A 16,810-nucleotide genomic window follows, 5' to 3' on the forward strand; every position below is an offset into this window, starting at 1 on the left:
CGCTTTTCTTTACGGGTTCGGCTCTCTAGATTGGAACTACGACGCGATGAACACTCGCCGCGCACATCCTTTATCTTCAGCCGATCCGCACCGGAAAGGAGCGATTCCGAATGACAGTCACCGACATTTCCCATCCGGCACCCGCCAGCCCCACCCTCCTCGATGGGCCGGCCCTCTGGCCAGCCCAGGCCCACACCCCCACGGTGCTCGGGCGCCAGTTGGTGGTGGAGCGCGGCGCAGGGTCGTGGCTGTACACCACGGACGGACGCCGGCTTTTTGACGGCACCGCGGGACTATGGCACGCCAATGTGGGACATGGCCGCCCCGAGCTGGCCCAAGCGGCCTACGACCAGATGCGCCAGCTGGAAACCTTCCACATCTTCGCGCGCTACGCCAACGACAAGGCACTGGAACTAGGCGAAGTCCTCGCCGAGATCTCCCCCATCGACCGCGCGAAACTCATCTTGAACTCCGGCGGCTCGGACGCCATCGATGTGGCCTGCAAGTTGGCCCGCCGGCACTGGCAACGCGAGGGCCGCGGATCAAAGAAGATCATTCTCTCGCGTGAATTCGCCTACCACGGGCTCCACGCCTTCGGCACGAGCATCGCGGGACTCGAATTCAACCGCGAAGGCTACGGAAGCGAATCGCTGGTTCCCGAAACCGCCCGCATCTCACTGAACGACCCGGCGCAGGTCGAGGCGCTGATCACCGAGCTCGGCCCGGAAAACATCGCGGCGCTCGTGACCGAGGCCGTGCAGGGCACCGGCGGCGTGAATCCGCCGGCGCCGGGGTACCTCGAAGCCATCTCGCGGTTGTGCAAGGAGCACGACATCCTTTTGATCCTGGATGAAGTCATCACCGGCTTCGGACGAATGGGAACCATGTTCGCGGCCGAATACTATGGCCTCGAACCTGACATGATCACCTTCGCCAAGGGCGTCACCAGCGGCTACGCACCGCTGGGCGGGGTCATGGTGGCCCCCCGGTTGTGGGAACCGTTCTACCAGGACTCCCCCAACACCCCGATCTTCCGCCACGGAGCCACCTACGCTGGACATGCGACTGCCTGCGCCGTCGCACTGAAGCACATGGAGATCCTGGAGAGCGAACGGCTCGTGCCTCGGGTGAGCGAACTGGCTGGAGTGCTGGGCAGTGCGCTGGACAACCTCGCCAGCCAGAACCCGCTGGTTGCCCAGGTGCGCTACGCCGGACTGCTGGGCGGTGTGACGCTCAGCGACCAGCTCTCGGCCGAGCAGGTATGTGACGATCTGGTCGAGCTGGGGTTCATAGGCCGTCCGCTTCGCGGGAACACCATCCAGATCAGCCCCCCATTCATCACCACCGACTCCGAGCTGCTGGACTTCGTCGCAGCAATCTCGCAGGCAATCACCGAACGAGGCGCCAAATGAACCTCACCGCGACCGTTAGCACCGAACTGATCGAAGCCGACCCAAAAGCGCTGGCCCTGGCCGACGCAGTCATCGATACCCTGCACCTGCCCTCCGACGGCATCCCGGTACATGACCCCGCCACCGGCCAGCTCATCGCCCACGTCCCGGACTTGAGCAGCGACGATGCACTGCACGCCGTAGCCTGCGCGGACCAGGCCGGACACGCCTGGGCTGGGCGCACTCCACGCCAACGAGCCGACGCACTGCATGCGTGGTACCAACTGCTTGTGCAGAACACCGAGGAAATCGCGCACCTGATTTCCCGTGAAATGGGCAAGACCCTGGCCGAGTCACGTGGGGAGGTGAAGTACGGCACCGATTTCGTGCGCTGGTACGCCGAGGAAGCTGTCCGTCCCAGCGGCGATTACCGCCCGGCACCGGATGGGGCAGCCGACATCCTCACGCGTCGCTCCCCCGTGGGCCTGGCAGTGCTCATTACGCCCTGGAACTTTCCGTTGGCCATGGCTACCCGCAAGATCGCCCCGGCCTTGGCCGCCGGGTGCCCGGTTGTGGTCAAGCCTGCAACTGCGACGCCGCTGACCACCTACTTCGCGGTGCAGCTCGCGGTGCAGGCCGGCATTCCAGCCGAACTCATCCAGGTGATCACCACCTCGGATTCCGGGGCCTTCAGCCGCAGCGTGCTCACCGATGAGCGGGTGCGCAAGGTGTCGTTCACCGGTTCCACCCCGGTCGGAAAACAACTTCTGGAACTCGCCGCAAAGAACGTGCTGCGCACCTCCATGGAACTGGGCGGCAACGCGCCATTGATCGTCTTCGACGATGCGGATCTGGAACGCGCCCTGGAAGGCACCTTTGCCGCCAAACTCCGCAACGGCGGCCAGTCCTGCATCGGTGCCAACCGCATCTATGTCCAGGACGGGATCGCGGATCGGTTCGTCTCCGAGCTCACCGCCCATTTCGCCCGAGTTCCCGTGGGATCGGGACTCGGAGCCCGCACGGTACTCGGAGCGCTCATTGACCACCGTGCCGTCACGCAGATGCATGCGCTGACCGAGGACGCGCTGGCCCGCGGTGCCGAACTCCTCACCGGCGGTCATGGCTACGATTCGGTCGGAAACTTCTATGCACCCACCGTCTTGGATCGGGTACACCCCGACTCCCGGGTGGTGCGCGAGGAGATCTTCGGTCCGATTGCCGCCATTCAGCGTTTTTCCACCGAAGCGGAGGTGATCTCGTTGGCCAACGACACCGAGTTCGGTCTCGCCGGCTACGTATTCAGCCAGGATCTGGATCGCGCGCTGAACGTCGCGGACCAGCTGCAGACGGGAATTCTCGGCATCAACCAGGGAGTACCTTCCAACGCGGCAGCGCCCTTTGGCGGAGTCAAACAGTCCGGTTTGGGCCGGGAAGGCGGCGCCGAAGGCCTGGAGGAATACCAGAACGTACGGTTCTACAACATTTCCCGCCGCACCACCGGCTAAATCCCACGATTTGTCTCGCAACAATTCCACGTCAACAACCAAACACGAAGGCACAAGCTCAATGAAGATCTCAGTCGTCAAGGAAATCAAGGCCCAGGAACAGCGCGTGGCACTGCTTCCAGCCGGAGTCGCCGCGCTTACCGGGCGCGGACACACCGTCTATGTTGAACACGAGGCCGGACGGGCCGCAGGCTTCCCCGATGAACACTACGCCGCAGCGGGTGCGATCCTGGTCGACCAGAACGAAGCCTGGGCCAACGCCGAACTCCTGGTCAAGGTCAAGGAACCCGTCGCCTCCGAATATGGTTTCCTCCGCGAAGACCTCACCCTGTTCACCTACCTGCATCTGGCCGCCGACCGGCCTCTGACCGAAGCCCTGCTGGAGGCCGGCACGCTCGGGATCGCCTATGAAACGGTGCAGGACGAGACCGGGCTGCCGTTGCTGACCCCGATGAGTGAAATCGCCGGTCGGTTGGCAGCCCACGCGGCGGCCAACTATCTGACCGGTCCCAACGGTGGGCCGGGACGCCTGCTGGGCGGTTCACCGGGCGTGGCTCCCTGCCGGGTGCTGGTCATCGGTGGTGGCGTGGTCGGCACCCAGGCAGCGCAGTTGGCCCTCGGAATGCAGGCCGAGGTCACAATCCTGGAAATGTCCCCGCGCCGCATCCGCCAGCTCGGAGAATTGCTAGGCTCCCGGGCCCGCGTCCTCATGAACGACCCGCTGACCCTCGAACAGGAACTGGCGCAGGCCGATGCGGTCATCGGTGCCGTGCTGGTCCCCGGGCGGGCCGCACCGAAGGTAGTCAAGCGCTCACAACTGGGCCTGCTCAAGCCCGGAGCATTGCTGGTGGATGTCGCCATCGACCAGGGCGGCGCGTTCGAAACGTCCCGCCCGACGACCTACCAGGATCCCATCTACGAGGTGGACGGGGTGCGTCACTACTGCGTGGCAAACATGCCAGGTGGCGTCCCGCAAACCTCGACCAAGGCGCTGACCAATGCCACCTTGCCATACGTGCTGCAGCTGGCTGACCAGGGAGCGGAGCAGGCGGTGGCCGCCAATCGCGCGTTGGCCGCCGGAGTAAACACCCGGGCCGGCCGGATCGCCTATCCGGGTGTGGCCGCGGCCTTCACCGATCTCCCCAGCGAGGACCGGGAACTGCTCGCCGTGGCAGGCAACTAAATATCCGACAGGTTTGGGGCAGGTGACATCACCTGCCCCAAACCGTCTGCCCCGAGCGCCATCGTCGCTCGGGGCTTTTTTGCTTGGATCCGCTTCTCTCTGGATCCGTGGCTCTCTTGGGGACCCACGGAAACTCCCGCCTGTCCAACACCAATCCGTGCGGCGCAACCTGACCTCGCCCCGGTTGCTGAAGACGGAGCTTCCCGGCCAAGACGTACATTGCGGGAGAATCTGCGGCTTAAGGAGTTAGGGCGGCGGCGCACCCTGCAAGGTGCACCGCCGCCCTAACGCCCATACGGAAACGACTACAAGTTACTTGACCTCGGCGTTGGCGAAACGGTAGTTCGCCGCGCGGTGCGAGTCCTTGACGCGGTCGCCCTCACCAAAGAGCTTGTTGCGCAGCGTACCTTCGACGTATTCGGTCGGGTAGGCGCCTCGGGCTTGCAGCTCGGGAACGATGAACTCCACGATGTCCTCAAAGGTTCCCGGGGTGATGGCGTAGGCCAGGTTGAACCCGTCCACGTCGGTGTCTTCGACCCACTCGATGAGCTTGTCGGCAACCTCGGTCGGCGAGCCGACGGTGATCGGCCCGAAGCCGCCAACGCCCACCCACTCGGCAAGCTGGCGGATCGTCCACGGCTTGCCCGAATCCCCGCTGGCCTGCTGGAACATCGCCACGGAGGACTGGATGGCGTTGGACTTCACGTTGTCGCCGATGACGTCGTCCGGGCCGTAGGTCGAAAGGTCCACGCCCATCCAGCCCGAGATCAGCGCAAGGGCGCCATCGATGTCGGCGTAGGACTTGTAGTCCTCGAACTTGGCCTGCGCGGCGGCGGAATCCACGTCCGTGATGATGGTCTGCATGGTGTAGATGCGCACGTCGTGGCGTCCACGGCCGGCCGCCTCGGCGGCGTCGCGGATCTTGGTGACCGTGGCCTTGAGCATGTCTTTGGTGGGGCAGGTGACGAAGACTGCCTCGGCATTTGCCGCGGCGAACTTCATGCCGCGCGAGGAGGTTCCGGCCTGGAAGATCACCGGGGTGCGCTGCGGGCTGGGCTCGGTGATGGCGATGCCCGGGACTTTGAAGTACTTGCCCTCGTGGTTGATGTCGTGGACCTTGGACGGGTCGGTGAAGACGCCGCGCTCGGCGTCGCGAACCACCGCGTCTTCTTCCCAGGAACCCTCGAGCAGCTTGTAGACGACCTCGAGGTATTCGTCGGCGTGGTTGTAGCGCTCGTCGTGCTCGAGCTGGTCTGCCTGGCCCATGTTCCGGGCGGCGGAGGGCAGGTAGCCGGTCACGACGTTCCAGCCGATGCGGCCCTTGGTCAGGTGGTCAAGGGTCGCCAGGCGGCGGGAGAAAGGATACGGGTGTTCATAGGAGGTGCTGGCGGTGACGCCGAAGCCGAGGTTCTCGGTCACGGCGGCCATCGCGGAGACAAGCATGAGGGGGTCGTTGACCGGGACCTGGGCGCCGGTGCGCAGCGGCACCTCGTTGGATCCGCCGAAGACGTCGTAGGTGCCCAGCACGTCGGCGATGAAGATGCCGTCGAACTTGCCCTTTTCCAGGGTCTTGGCCAGGTCGGTCCAGTAGGACAGGTCCTTGTAACGGGCGGACTGGTCCTTGGGGTGCTTCCACAGGCCCGGGGACTGGTGTCCCACGCAGTTCATGTCGAAGGCGTTGAAACGGATGTGGCGGGGGGCGGGTGTCTGGCTCATGTTTGTCCTTCGCGAGGTGTTGGGAGTTTGCGGATCCGATGGTGCGCGGATCAAGTCATTGGTTCGGTGGCGGTTGGCGGTTTCAGGGGAGGCCGGTTGCCGGTGTTGCGCCCACGTCGCCGATGGCGTTCAGCTGCTGGGGCGCCGTCCCGTTGACCTCGTAGTCGCCGATGATGCGCGACTTGTAGATCGCCGGGTTGTGGGTGGCAACGGTGCGGGCGTTGCGCCAGTGCCGGTCCAGGTTGCAGCCCTTGGCGGTTGCCGAGGCGCCCAGTCCGTCAAAGAGCTTGGTCGCCGCCGAGAGAACCAGCGGCTGGACGACTGCCTGGGCCCGATCCGCGGCGAGTTCACACACCGCAAACCGCTCTGCCGGGCTCAGCGAGGCATCGGCAAGCGCGATCTCGATCTCCGCCACGGCGGCCAGGACGATGGAGTCGACGGCGAACGCGGTGCCCGAGATCTCGCCGACCAATTGGAGCACCTGGGGTTCCTCGCGCACCGGAACGCCCGTTCCGGTGCTGAAGCTTCGCGTGCGGGCCTGGACCGACGAGCGCACGTCATTGAGAACCGCGCGCGTGATTCCGGCTTGGACCCCCAGGAGCACCAGCTGGAAGATGGCGGATTCCGGGTCGTTGACCTGCTGCTCGTCGGGCAGGATCGTGTCCACCGGGACGTTCTCGAACGTGGTCGAGCCGGTGCCGGTGAGCTGCTGCCCAAATCCGTCCCAGTCGTCAAAGATCTTGACCCCGGAATGCTGCGTGGAGACCACCGCTATTTGGCGGCCGGCGCGGGCCGGATGCGCCACGGCGACCGCGACCCAATCGGCGTAGATCGTGCCGGTGCAATAGTATTTCTCGCCATTGAGGATCCAGCGTTCGCCCTGCTTGGCAATGGTCGTGTTGAGCGTGCCCAACCTGTTCCCGCCGCGCTCGGTGTAGGCGTTGCCGACGATCTGGCCGGCAACAATGCGCTCGATCCAGCGGTGCCGCAAGGCATCGTCCTCAAGCAACAGCACGGATTCGACGAAGCCGATGTGTGAGCGCCACAGGTGCGCCACCTGGGAATCCGCCTCGGCGAGTTCGATCAAGAGGCGGAACAAGTCGGACACGCTTGCCCCATAGCCACCTGCTGCCACCGGGATGCGCAGGGCCCCGAATCGCACCCGGTTCAGCCAACCGACAGGTTCAAAGGGGAGGGTCCGGTTGGCATCGCGCTCGCTGGCCCCGGCTGCGATCTTGGCGAAGACCGGGCGGAAGATCGCGGCCAACTCGTCATAGTGACTGTTCAGTGGAACGCCCGGCGTGAGTTTGAGCAGGTGTCGGGCGGGGGTGTCGCCGGTGAAGGCGTCGAGGTTGACGGCACCAAAGATGTTCGGGTCCGCCTCGACGGCGTGCGCTTGTGCAAATGAATCGATAGCCATGAATTCTCTCCATCGGTCCTGGCGTGAGCACCTACCGCCCAATTAAGGGGAAGGGGTTGCTGCGGCGTCATGGAGCCAGATCTCTCGGCCGCTCTGGATGGTTGTTGGACACATTTCTACACGCCCCGGCGAAGCAGTGACAACCCGGTTCGTCACAATTGAAGCCCACATCACCGGCCGGACGGTCATCCACGACGGCGCCAAGGCCTCGGGAAACCTCGGAGGCCTGTCATTCTTCGGACCATTCATTCGATACCCCGCCGCGGTGCCGCGGGCCCTCCGGCAACCCGCGCCGGCCATGCAAACATTGGGGCGTTAGCGGGACAATGTGGCGCCATCCGGAAATTCCCATGGAATCGTGCGACCCTGAGTAGTCGGTTCCCCACCCTCATGGATTCGAACATTCTCATGATTATCGAAGATTGTTCGAGCGGCAATCCGGGAAAAGCTATCCGTCGAACGTTCCGTCACATTACGGCTGGTTTGCTCCCGTGACACGCCATCGAGTTTGATGAATGAAACTACCCATCCCGAGCGGCCGAGAGATCTGGCTCCATGACGCCGCAGCAACCACCTCCCGCGGGTGAAGTGCTAACGCCAGAACCGATGGAGAACAAAATGCCTGAAACCCTTTTGCCCGAGCTCCCTGCCGTTGCCGAGGAATCCTCGTGGAGCGAAGCCGAACGCCTGACCTTCTGGGACGCCGCGGCGCGGCGCCTGAGCTGGTCCGAGCAATGGCACACCGTCCACAGCAGCACGGGTGTCGACCAGGCTGCCCGGCGTGGCCCCGAGTTGCACTGGTTCGAGGGCGGCAAGCTCAACGCCGCGTACAACTGCGTGGACCGCCATGTGGAAGCCGGTCGCGGCGACAAGGTGGCCCTGCACTTCGAGGGCGAGCCAGGCGACACCACCACCGTCACCTACAAGGACCTGCAGGACCGTGTTTCCCAGGCCGCCAATGCGCTGGTCGCCCTGGGCATCACCAAGGGCGACCGCGTCGTCATCTACCTGCCGGTGTTGGTGGAAACCATCGTCATCACCCTGGCCTGCGCGCGCATCGGCGCGGTGCACTCGCTGGTCTTCGGCGGCTTCTCCGCCGAAGCCCTGAAGTTCCGCGTCGAGGACACCGCCGCCAAGCTCCTGGTCACCACGGACGGCCAGTTCCGCCGCGGCACATCGGTCCCGGTCAAGGCGCACGCCGACGAGGCCGTCTCCGGCGAAAACTCGATCGAGCACGTCCTGGTCATCAACCGCATCGGGCACACCGACATCAATTGGGTGCAGGGCAGGGACGTGTGGTGGCACGAGACGGTCGACACCGCGAGCACCGAACACACCCCCGAGGCCTTCGACGCCGAAACGCCCTTGTTCATCATGTACACCTCCGGCACCACCGGCCAGCCCAAGGGCCTGGTCCACACCACCGGCGGCTACCTGACCCAGGCCTCGTGGAGCCACGAGTTCCTCTTCTCGAACCCGGATCCGGCCAAGCGCGACGGAGACGTCCACTGGTGCACCGCCGACCTGGCCTGGGTCACCGCGCACACCTATGAGATCTACGGGCCGCTGTCCAACGGCGTCACCCAGGTGATCTACGAGGGCGTGCCCAATGCCCCGCACCCGGGCCGCCACTTCGAAATCATCGCCCGCTACGGCGTGACCAGCTACTACACCGCGCCCACGTTGGTGCGCTCGCTGATGGGCTGGTTCCCCGAGGGAATCCCCGAGGACTACGACCTGTCCTCGATCCGGTTGGCAGGAACCGTCGGCGAAGCCGTGAACCCGGAGGCGTGGCGCTGGCTGCGCAGCCAGGTCGGACGCGACACCGCCGCCGGCATCCCCATGGTCGACACCTGGTGGCAGTCCGAGACCGGTGCCACGATCCTGTCCCCGCGCCAGGACGACACCGCGTTCAAGCCCGGCTGCGGCACCCGCGCGCTGCCCGGCGTAGCCGTGGACATCGTCGACGATGCGGCGCAAACGGTGGAGAAGAACCTGCAGGGCTACATCGTGCTGACCAAGACCGGGCCATCCATGGCCCGCACCGTCTGGGGCAACCCCGAGCGCTACTACACCTCCTACTGGGAGAAGTACGCGCAGCAGGGCTGGTTCCTGGCCGGTGACGGGGCGCGCTTCGATGATGACGGGGACATCTGGATCCTGGGCCGCACGGACGATGTCATCAACATTTCCGGACACCGGCTCTCCACCATCGAAATCGAATCGGCGCTTGTCACGCACCCGGCAGTCGTCGAGGCCGGGGTTTGCCCCACCAGCGATGCCAAGACCGGCCACGCGGCCACCGCGTTCGTGGTGCCGTTCGACAAGTCGGTGGTGGGAACGGACCTGGCCGGCGAAGCGCTGGCAAAGCAACAGGCCCTCATTGCGGAGCTTCGCAACCACGTGGCAACCCAGATCGGTCCCATCGCCAAGCCGCGCGAGATCGTCTTCGTTCCCGATGTGCCCAAGACCCGCTCGGGCAAGATCATGCGCAGGCTGCTGACCCAGCTCTTTGAGCGCAGCGCCCTGGGCGACACCACCAGCCTGCAGAACGAGCCGTGCATCGCACAGATCAAGGAGATCTGCGACGCCTAACCGGCTACCGCGAAATCTTCACATAGGCCATCGCCCCGTGACGGGCCAGCGTGACGGATCCCAGACCGCTGGCCCTGACTTCGTCGAAGAGCTCGGTCCCGGATCTGATCCTGGCAATGTCTCCGTGCGCCTTCAGCAGCGCAAGATAGGCGTTGGACCGGGCCGGGCCCCTGACCAATGAGGCCAGGAACAACTTCCCGTGATCTTCGAGTTGCCTGCCCAGCGCCCGGACGGTGGCGGTGACATCCGGGACCAGGTGCAGCAGCCCCAGACCGAGAATTGTTTCGTACCGCAGGTCCCCCGGGGGCGCAAGCATGTCCCGGCATTCCAGGGTGATTCGCTCGGGCACTGAGCCGCCGGCGGCCGTGGCGATGGATTCACCGGCCAGCTTCAACATCGGTCCGCTCATGTCCACCAACGTCGTCGTCCGGGCACTTGCCACGTGCAGCGTCGCCGTGGCCTGCGCCGTGCCGACCGCAACCTCCATCAGCGGACCTTTCCCGGAGGCAATGGCCTGGGCCGCGAAGATTGAATATTGCCGGGGGTCGGTGCCCCAGAACACCTTGTTGTACACCTTTGAGCCGATCATGGCGTCGTAGGCCTTCGCACACCGGGCATAGTATTCGGGATCCCCAAAAAACGATTCGCTCATGCACACATGGTGCGCCGGGGCGGGCAGTGTTTTCTAGGCGTGGACCACGCCGATCTTCAGGCGGTCCCGTCCACACGCATTCGCCACATGGTATTTGCCCTCCGGCACCTCACGACGTCGTGCCCCCCGGGCGCGGACGCCGCGATCGCGCGGCTTCATCCTTCCCCATCCAGCCGTTCGGTGAGGATTCGCTTCGCCCTGCCCTGCAGGATGCCGAGGGATTCCTTGATCAGCGGTGAGCCGAGGCTGCCTTTGCGCACCGCCGCGACAATCCTGCGGGCGGGTTTCCCCTGGCCCGAGATGCGCAGTCGGGTCACATTCTCCGCGCTTCCCAGGGGCGCCAGTCGCGGCAGCAGGCCAACTCCCAGACCAGCTCCGACGAAGGCGATCTGGGTTTCCCACTCGACGGCCTCATGGGCAATTCTCGGAGTGACTCCGACGGCCGTAAACGCCGCGGTGAACAGGGAATGATAGGTGGAACCTGGGGCTTCGGTGATCCAGGGTTCGGTCGCCAGCTCTTCGAGCGTTACCGTCTCCCGCGTTGCCAGCGGATGGTCGGAGGGAAGGATCACGTCGAGGGGATCGTTGAGCAGCGTTGTCTGCTCAAAGCGGGGGTCCTCTTCAACGTACGTATCGGCTTGCATGGCCACGATGACCGCCAGGTCGATTCGTTCCGCAACCAAAAGGTCGAAGCAACGTGCCGGATTCGCCTCGAGCACCTGGACTTCCACCGAGGGACGTGCCGTACGCAGGGTGGCCGCCAGCGGCGCGAGCAGCTGGGCAGCCGCGGTGGAAAAGCCGCCCAGCCCAAAATGGGATTGCACCTGGTCCCCGGCCTGAAGCGCCGCGGCCCGCAACCGCTCCCATTCCGTCATCAACGCGTCGGAGCCCGTCACGAGGAACCTGCCGGTGGCCGTCAGGCGCACGCCCCGCCCGTCCTTCGCCAGCAGCTCCATGCCCAGCACGCGCTGCAGCTCACGCAACTGCGCCGACACCGCGGAGGGCGAGTATCCGGTGAGTTCCGCGGTTGCCCCGACGGTGCCGGTCCGGGCAAACACTCTGAGCGTGGTGAGTCGCGGATCGATCATGCACCTATTCTGCACCATTATCTCCAAAATCTTGCGCTTTTATTGCAGAGCATCGATCCATACCCTCGTGAGTAAGAAGTTTCCGGCATTTCGGTGACCTGGATCACCACCCGGGACCCCGGCCCGCATGCCCACCCCATTCCCCCGAGGAGTAAACACATGTCTGCTTCAGTGAACGTGCCCCTGTCTTCACGCGGCAAGCTCGCTTCGTCCTTGCCCGCAGAGCAGCTGGCCGAGATCGCCGAGTTGTTCGACTTCCGCCGCGAAGGCCATTCCCTTGACGCGCCGTTCTACACCGATCCGGCGATTTTCAAGATCGACATGCAGGCCATTTTCGGCGAACACTGGCTCTTTGCCGCGAGCGTCGCCGAGCTCCCGGAACCGGGCGACTATGTGACCGTCGACTACGGGCCCTACTCCCTGATCGTGCTGCGCAACGACGAGGGCGGCGTGAACGTCCTGCACAACGTGTGCCGCCACCGCGGCGCGCGCGTGTTGACCGAGTCCACCGGGACCACGGGGAACCTTGTGTGCGGCTACCACTCCTGGACCTACGCCCCCAGCGGAGACCTGATCCACGCTTCCGCACCCGGGGAAACGAAGTTCGACAAGGGCTGCTTCGGGCTCAAGCGCGCCCACAGCCGCGAATACGCCGGCCTCATCTTCGTCTGCATGGCCGAGGAACCGCCGGCCGACTTCGACGAAACAGCGAAGATCTTCGAGCCCTACCTGGCCCCGCACGACCTCTCGAAGTCGAAGGTCGCCTACCAGCAGAACATCATCGAGGAGGGCAACTGGAAGCTCGTCATGGAGAACAACCGGGAGTGCTACCACTGTGACGGGCACCCGGAACTCGCCTGTTCCCTCTTCCCCACCTGGGGCCTGTCCGAAGGCCTGATCCCGCCGCACCTGGAGGAGGTCTGGGACCGCAACACCGAGGCCCAGGCCGCGCTCGAAGCCCGCTGCCGGCGCTATGGCATTCCCTACGAGGTCGTCGAGGAGCTCGACACCCGGGTGGCGGGCATCCGCATCTCGCGCGAATCCCTCGACGGCGACGGCGAATCGTTCTCCGCCGACGGACACCGGCTCTCCAAGAAGCTGCTCGGGGACCTGCGCGACTTCCGCCTCGGCCGCTGCTCGATGCACCTGCAGCCCAACAGCTGGTTCCACTTCCTCGGCGACCACGTCGTCACCTTCGCCGTGTTCCCCGTCAACGAGCACCAGACGCTGGTGCGCACCACCTGGCTGGTCGCCGACGACGCCGTCGAAGGCGACGACTACGACCTGGAGAAACTCACGCACACCTGGAAGCAGACCAACCTGCAGGACAAGGAATTCGTCGAACTCTGCCAAAAGGGCGCGTCCAGCCCCGCCTACGAACCAGGGCCGTACATGAAAAGCGAATACCAAGTCGAGGCATTCATCAACTGGTACATCCAGCGCGTGCAGGAACACCTGTCGTGACCATGACCACGACCGAGCCCACGACAACGACAACGACAATGACAACGACCGAGACTACAACCACCACCATTACCGCGCCCCACCAGGAGCCACAGCGCATCCGCGGCCTGGAAATGCCGTGGAACCGCGTGCTGGGCAGCACCGAGGGACCTGCCAGTGCCGCACGCGCCCTGGGCCCCTGGCACCCGCAGGAGTTCCTGGCCGAATGCGTCGAGATTGTTCCGGAGGTCGGCGGAATGCTGACCTTCGTGTTCCGCCGCGCCGACGGCGCGCCCCTCGCGTTCCGACCGGGCCAATACGTGAACATCGCCTTCCCCGTGAACGGCGAGGGCGGGGACCCGGTGGACCGCAGCTACTCCCTGTCCAGTTCGCCCACCAAGCCGTGGACCTTCGACATCACGGTGAAGCGAGACCCGGCCGGCCGGGTCTCGCCGTGGGTGCACGAAAACGTCGGACCCGGCACGGTGCTTGAAATGCTCGGACCCGTCGGCGCCTTCCACCTGCCCGATGCCGACCGGCGGGCCCGCTACCTCCTGCTGGCCGCGGGCTCCGGCATCACCCCCATCATGTCCATGCTGCGGACCATCCACTCGCTGCCCGGACAGGCCGACGTCGTGGTGCTCTATCACGGTGCCGCTCCCGGAGGCTTCGCCTTCCACCAGGAACTGGGCTACATCGCCACCGTGGATTCGCGCGTCACCGTCCACTTCTCCCTGGGCGACCGCAGCGCGCCCGAGGACTGGGAAGGCCTCACCGGACGGCTGTCCACCGCGATGCTGGATGAGGTGGCGCCAGACGCCAACGGACGCCAGGTCTATGCCTGCGGCCCGGAGGGCTACCTGAACAACGTGTCCGAACTGCTCGCCGCGGTCGGCGTCGATGACACCTCCATCCACATGGAGTTCTTCTCCGGAGACCGCGAGACGACCCTGGAATACCAAGCAGAGGTCGCACTGGCGGAGGAGATTGCCGAGGAAATCGCCGAGGAAATCGCCGATTCCGCGGAGGACTACTACGAAAGCCAGCCTTCCGCCCTGGGCATGTACGAACCGGCCTACGACGACGAGGGCCCGCTGGAGGCCACGGGACTGCCGCTCCAGGCAGCCGATCCGGACTTTGCCGAACCAGACCCCGTTGATTCCGAGGTTCCGGCCGCCGAAGCAGAATCCGCAGAAACAGCGGAACCTTCCGTCCCCGACGTTTCGGCATTCGACACCGTCGGCACCGGAAGCCTCACCCTGTCCTTCATGCGCACCGGCATCAATGTCCGCATCGACCCCGAGGAGAAGATCCTCGGCATTGCCCAGCGAGCCGGAGTCAGGATCGGCGCCAACTGCCAGGAAGGCATGTGCGGCTCCTGCAAGATCGTGAAGCTTTCCGGTGATGTTGAGATGAACCACCAAGGCGGGATCCGCGCACGGGAGATCGAGGCCGGCAAGTTCCTGCCGTGCTGCTCGACCGCGCGGACCGATCTGGTGATCGACGCCTAGCCGGCTGGTTCCGGGAGGTGACGACGGAAGCATGGATGGCCGGTACCGAAGTGCTGCGGCCGTAACCCGGACGCGGCACCAAGTGCCGGCTTCACGTCGAAGCCCACGGCCGACGCACCATCGCCGGGGTCACCATCGCGTCAGCCGGCCCGGTATCGGGGTCATCGGCCCTCCCGGCGCAAGGCCAGGGGGTCGTCAAGGACGTTCCATCCATGCCAACGTGGTTCATGTTGGAGGGCGGAATTTCCTAGTGTGCGGCGGCGGACAGGTGCCGCTGCAGCAGGCTGATGTCCACTTCGACGATCTGGCCATTGCGCAGCGGTTTGGTTCGCACGCCGCCCTGCAGCTCATCAACAGTCAGCCGGATCAATGTCCCGTGGGCCACGGCAATGATGTTCTTGCCCTCGTGACGCAGCACCAGCTCACTGAGGGTGGAAATCCCGCGCTTCACCACGTCTTCCTCGGGCTCTGCCGAGAGCAGCAGGCTGTCGATCTCCTCGCGGGGCAGGTCGCGGACCACACGGCCTTCGGCATTGCCGTAGTGGCGTTCCTGGAGACCGCCCAATTTTTCGGTCAGCGTCAACCCCAGGTCATGCCCGATGAGTTCCGCAGTTTCCGCTGCGCGGCCAAGCGTCGATGAGACCAGCACATCCCAGTGGCGGGTTGCCAATTCCCGGCCCGCGCCACGCGCCTGCCCACGCCCCAGCTCATTGAGCGGAATATCCGTCTGACCCTGAAGTCGACCTTCGGCATTCCATGCCGTTTCACCGTGACGGACCAAAACCAAGGTTGCACTCATGGCCACAAGCCTAACCCGGCACGAACTCCGCCGGGATCCGGTGCAGATCCTTCGATTCCCATGCCCCCGGACGCAACCTAAGCACATATTCTTTGGCTACAGGGATTTTTCTTGCCACAATGGATCCCAGACCCCCATCCCGAGCGGCCGAGAGATCTGGCTCTACGACGCCGCAGCAACCTTCCACACTCCGGTGGACAAGGTGCTACCGCCAGGAACGATGGAGAACGCACAAGCGATCTTGGGTGTCGATGCGCCCGCAGGGAAACCCCTCCCCGAGGGCACTTCGGCACCGCATTCATCCGGGAGAAGCACCACCCCGCCCCACCACAGGCGAGGACAGTCCGCACCCAGGGCTGCCCCAGCCGTATACGCAAGGAGTCAGCCACCCTCATGGCCGAACACCAATTTGGATTCCGCACGCGCGCGCTGCACGCCGGCGGCACCCCTGACGCCGAGCACGGCTCGCGCGCCGTTCCGATCTACCAGACCACGTCGTTTGTCTTCAAGGATTCCGACGACGCCGCGAACCTCTTTGCGCTGCAAAAGTACGGCAACATCTACTCCCGCATCGGCAACCCGACGGTGGCGGCATTCGAGGAGCGCATCGCCTCCCTCGAGGGCGGCATCGGCGCGGTGGCCACCGGCTCAGGCATGGCAGCCGAATTCATCACCTTCGCCGCACTTGCAGGCGCCGGGGACCACATCGTGGCCTCCTCCAAGCTCTACGGCGGCACCATCACCCAGCTCGACGTGACGCTGCGTCGCTTCGGGGTGTCGACGACATTCATCGATTCCACGGATCCGGCCGAGTTTGCCGCCGCCATCCAGGAAAACACCAAGGCGGTCTACACCGAGGTCGTGGCCAACCCCTCCGGCGACGTCGCCGACCTCAGGGGCCTGGCCGAGGTCGCCCACGCCGCGGGCCTCCCGCTGGTTGTCGATTCGACCCTCACCCCTCCGTACCTGCTGCGCCCGATCGAGCACGGTGCCGACATCGTCATCCACTCCGCCACCAAGTTCCTCGGCGGCCACGGCACCACCCTGGGCGGCATCGTCGTGGAGGCCGGCACCTTCAACTGGGGCAATGGCAAGTTCCCCGCGATGACCGAGCCCGTGGCCTCCTACGGCAACGTCTCCTGGTGGGACAACTTCGGCGAGTACGGCTTCCTGACCAAGCTGCGTTCCGAGCAGCTGCGCGACATCGGACCGGCACTGCCGGCCCAGTCCGCGTTCCAGCTGCTGCAGGGTGTCGAGACCCTGCCCCAGCGCATGGACTCGCACCTGGCCAACGCCAAGGCCGTGGCCGCATGGCTGGAGGCCGACCCGCGCATTTCCTACGTGAACTACGCAGGCCTGCCCTCCCACCCGCACTACGAGCGTGCCCAGGAGCTGTTGCCCCTGGGCGTCGGCTCCGTGTTCAGCTTCGGCGTCAAGGGCGGCCGTGCCGCCGGCAGTGCCTTCATCGAGGCATTGCAGCTGGCCAGCCACCTGGCCAACGTCGGGG

General features: G+C 65.1%; 12 protein-coding genes and 3 riboswitches. Of the genes, 7 read left to right on the top strand and 5 right to left on the bottom strand.

Annotated features, from left to right (window positions below; all coding sequences use genetic code 11):
- The first annotated feature begins 110 nt into the window (after window positions 1–110).
- The 3 genes from ACIPUB_RS04180 to ald all read left to right on the top strand — a co-directional run bounded on the left by ACIPUB_RS04180 (window position 111) and on the right by ald (window position 4,079).
- The gene (locus ACIPUB_RS04180) at window positions 111–1,412 is read left to right on the top strand and encodes an aspartate aminotransferase family protein (RefSeq protein ID WP_407606210.1); all 1,302 of its coding nucleotides are present in this window, start codon (window positions 111–113) and stop codon (window positions 1,410–1,412) included.
- Window positions 1,409–2,896, top strand: coding sequence for an NAD-dependent succinate-semialdehyde dehydrogenase (locus tag ACIPUB_RS04185; RefSeq protein ID WP_407606211.1), 1,488 nt, complete (start codon window positions 1,409–1,411; stop codon window positions 2,894–2,896). The genes ACIPUB_RS04180 and ACIPUB_RS04185 overlap by 4 nt, the downstream gene beginning before the upstream one ends.
- Window positions 2,897–2,957: 61 nt before the next feature.
- Window positions 2,958–4,079, top strand: coding sequence for an alanine dehydrogenase (gene ald / locus ACIPUB_RS04190; RefSeq protein WP_407606212.1), 1,122 nt, complete (start codon window positions 2,958–2,960; stop codon window positions 4,077–4,079).
- A gap of 312 nt (window positions 4,080–4,391) precedes the next feature.
- On the opposite strand, the gene ACIPUB_RS04195 is transcribed toward ald, so the two are convergent.
- Together ACIPUB_RS04195 and ACIPUB_RS04200 are read right to left on the bottom strand one after the other, a co-directional pair.
- The gene (locus ACIPUB_RS04195) at window positions 4,392–5,795 is read right to left on the bottom strand and encodes an LLM class flavin-dependent oxidoreductase (protein ID WP_407606213.1); all 1,404 of its coding nucleotides are present in this window, start codon (window positions 5,793–5,795) and stop codon (window positions 4,392–4,394) included.
- A gap of 82 nt (window positions 5,796–5,877) precedes the next feature.
- Entirely contained in the window at window positions 5,878–7,215 is a 1,338-nt protein-coding gene (locus ACIPUB_RS04200) for an acyl-CoA dehydrogenase family protein (protein WP_407606214.1), read from the bottom strand.
- Window positions 7,216–7,221: 6 nt separating this feature from the next.
- Window positions 7,222–7,319: riboswitch (SAM riboswitch) on the bottom strand.
- Window positions 7,320–7,737: 418 nt separating this feature from the next.
- Window positions 7,738–7,828: riboswitch (SAM riboswitch) on the top strand.
- Window positions 7,829–7,833: 5 nt separating this feature from the next.
- Between ACIPUB_RS04200 and acs the strand changes: the two genes are divergently transcribed.
- Window positions 7,834–9,810 carry an acetate--CoA ligase gene (acs, locus tag ACIPUB_RS04205; RefSeq protein ID WP_407606215.1) on the top strand — a complete coding sequence of 659 codons (1,977 nt, stop codon included), beginning with the start codon at window positions 7,834–7,836 and terminating at the stop codon, window positions 9,808–9,810.
- Between the two features lie 4 nt (window positions 9,811–9,814).
- Here acs and ACIPUB_RS04210 read toward each other — a convergent pair whose 3' ends face one another.
- Both ACIPUB_RS04210 and ACIPUB_RS04215 read right to left on the bottom strand, forming a co-directional pair.
- Complete coding sequence (locus tag ACIPUB_RS04210) at window positions 9,815–10,462, bottom strand: hypothetical protein (protein ID WP_407606216.1); 648 nt, start codon at window positions 10,460–10,462, stop codon at window positions 9,815–9,817.
- Window positions 10,463–10,617: 155 nt separating this feature from the next.
- Window positions 10,618–11,550, bottom strand: coding sequence for a LysR family transcriptional regulator (locus tag ACIPUB_RS04215; RefSeq protein WP_407606217.1), 933 nt, complete (start codon window positions 11,548–11,550; stop codon window positions 10,618–10,620).
- A 159-nt stretch (window positions 11,551–11,709) separates the two neighbouring features.
- On the opposite strand from ACIPUB_RS04215, the gene ACIPUB_RS04220 reads away from it, so the two are divergent.
- A complete protein-coding gene (locus ACIPUB_RS04220; RefSeq protein ID WP_407606218.1) occupies window positions 11,710–13,014 on the top strand; it encodes an aromatic ring-hydroxylating oxygenase subunit alpha in 1,305 nt (434 codons plus the stop codon).
- 38 nt (window positions 13,015–13,052) lie between these two features.
- The gene (locus tag ACIPUB_RS04225; RefSeq protein WP_407606226.1) at window positions 13,053–14,504 is read left to right on the top strand and encodes a ferredoxin reductase; all 1,452 of its coding nucleotides are present in this window, start codon (window positions 13,053–13,055) and stop codon (window positions 14,502–14,504) included.
- A 247-nt stretch (window positions 14,505–14,751) separates the two neighbouring features.
- Here the strand turns inward: ACIPUB_RS04225 and ACIPUB_RS04230 are convergent, their stop codons facing one another.
- On the bottom strand, window positions 14,752–15,303 hold the full coding sequence (locus ACIPUB_RS04230) for a histidine phosphatase family protein (protein ID WP_407606219.1): 552 nt from the start codon (window positions 15,301–15,303) through the stop codon (window positions 14,752–14,754).
- A gap of 131 nt (window positions 15,304–15,434) precedes the next feature.
- Window positions 15,435–15,530: riboswitch (SAM riboswitch) on the top strand.
- A 166-nt stretch (window positions 15,531–15,696) separates the two neighbouring features.
- Here ACIPUB_RS04230 and ACIPUB_RS04235 point away from each other — a divergent pair.
- Window positions 15,697–16,810, top strand: a 1,114-nt coding sequence (locus ACIPUB_RS04235) for an O-acetylhomoserine aminocarboxypropyltransferase/cysteine synthase family protein (protein WP_407606220.1), incomplete at its 3' end; no start/stop codon positions are given.

It is taken from the genome of Paeniglutamicibacter sp. ORCA_105 (genome assembly GCF_045798545.1).
In the GTDB taxonomy this organism is placed as follows: Bacteria; Actinomycetota; Actinomycetes; order Actinomycetales; family Micrococcaceae; genus Paeniglutamicibacter; species Paeniglutamicibacter sulfureus.

Coding starts and splice junctions, on each gene's coding strand:
- ACIPUB_RS04200 (WP_407606214.1), bottom strand. CDS start 7,215: ATGGCTATCGATTCATTTGCACAAGCGCACGCCGTCGAGGCGGACCCG.
- acs (WP_407606215.1), top strand. CDS start 7,834: ATGCCTGAAACCCTTTTGCCCGAGCTCCCTGCCGTTGCCGAGGAATCC.
- ald (WP_407606212.1), top strand. CDS start 2,958: ATGAAGATCTCAGTCGTCAAGGAAATCAAGGCCCAGGAACAGCGCGTG.
- ACIPUB_RS04185 (WP_407606211.1), top strand. CDS start 1,409: ATGAACCTCACCGCGACCGTTAGCACCGAACTGATCGAAGCCGACCCA.
- ACIPUB_RS04180 (WP_407606210.1), top strand. CDS start 111: ATGACAGTCACCGACATTTCCCATCCGGCACCCGCCAGCCCCACCCTC.
- ACIPUB_RS04210 (WP_407606216.1), bottom strand. CDS start 10,462: ATGAGCGAATCGTTTTTTGGGGATCCCGAATACTATGCCCGGTGTGCG.
- ACIPUB_RS04225 (WP_407606226.1), top strand. CDS start 13,053: ATGACAACGACCGAGACTACAACCACCACCATTACCGCGCCCCACCAG.
- ACIPUB_RS04220 (WP_407606218.1), top strand. CDS start 11,710: ATGTCTGCTTCAGTGAACGTGCCCCTGTCTTCACGCGGCAAGCTCGCT.
- ACIPUB_RS04230 (WP_407606219.1), bottom strand. CDS start 15,303: ATGAGTGCAACCTTGGTTTTGGTCCGTCACGGTGAAACGGCATGGAAT.
- ACIPUB_RS04195 (WP_407606213.1), bottom strand. CDS start 5,795: ATGAGCCAGACACCCGCCCCCCGCCACATCCGTTTCAACGCCTTCGAC.
- ACIPUB_RS04215 (WP_407606217.1), bottom strand. CDS start 11,550: ATGATCGATCCGCGACTCACCACGCTCAGAGTGTTTGCCCGGACCGGC.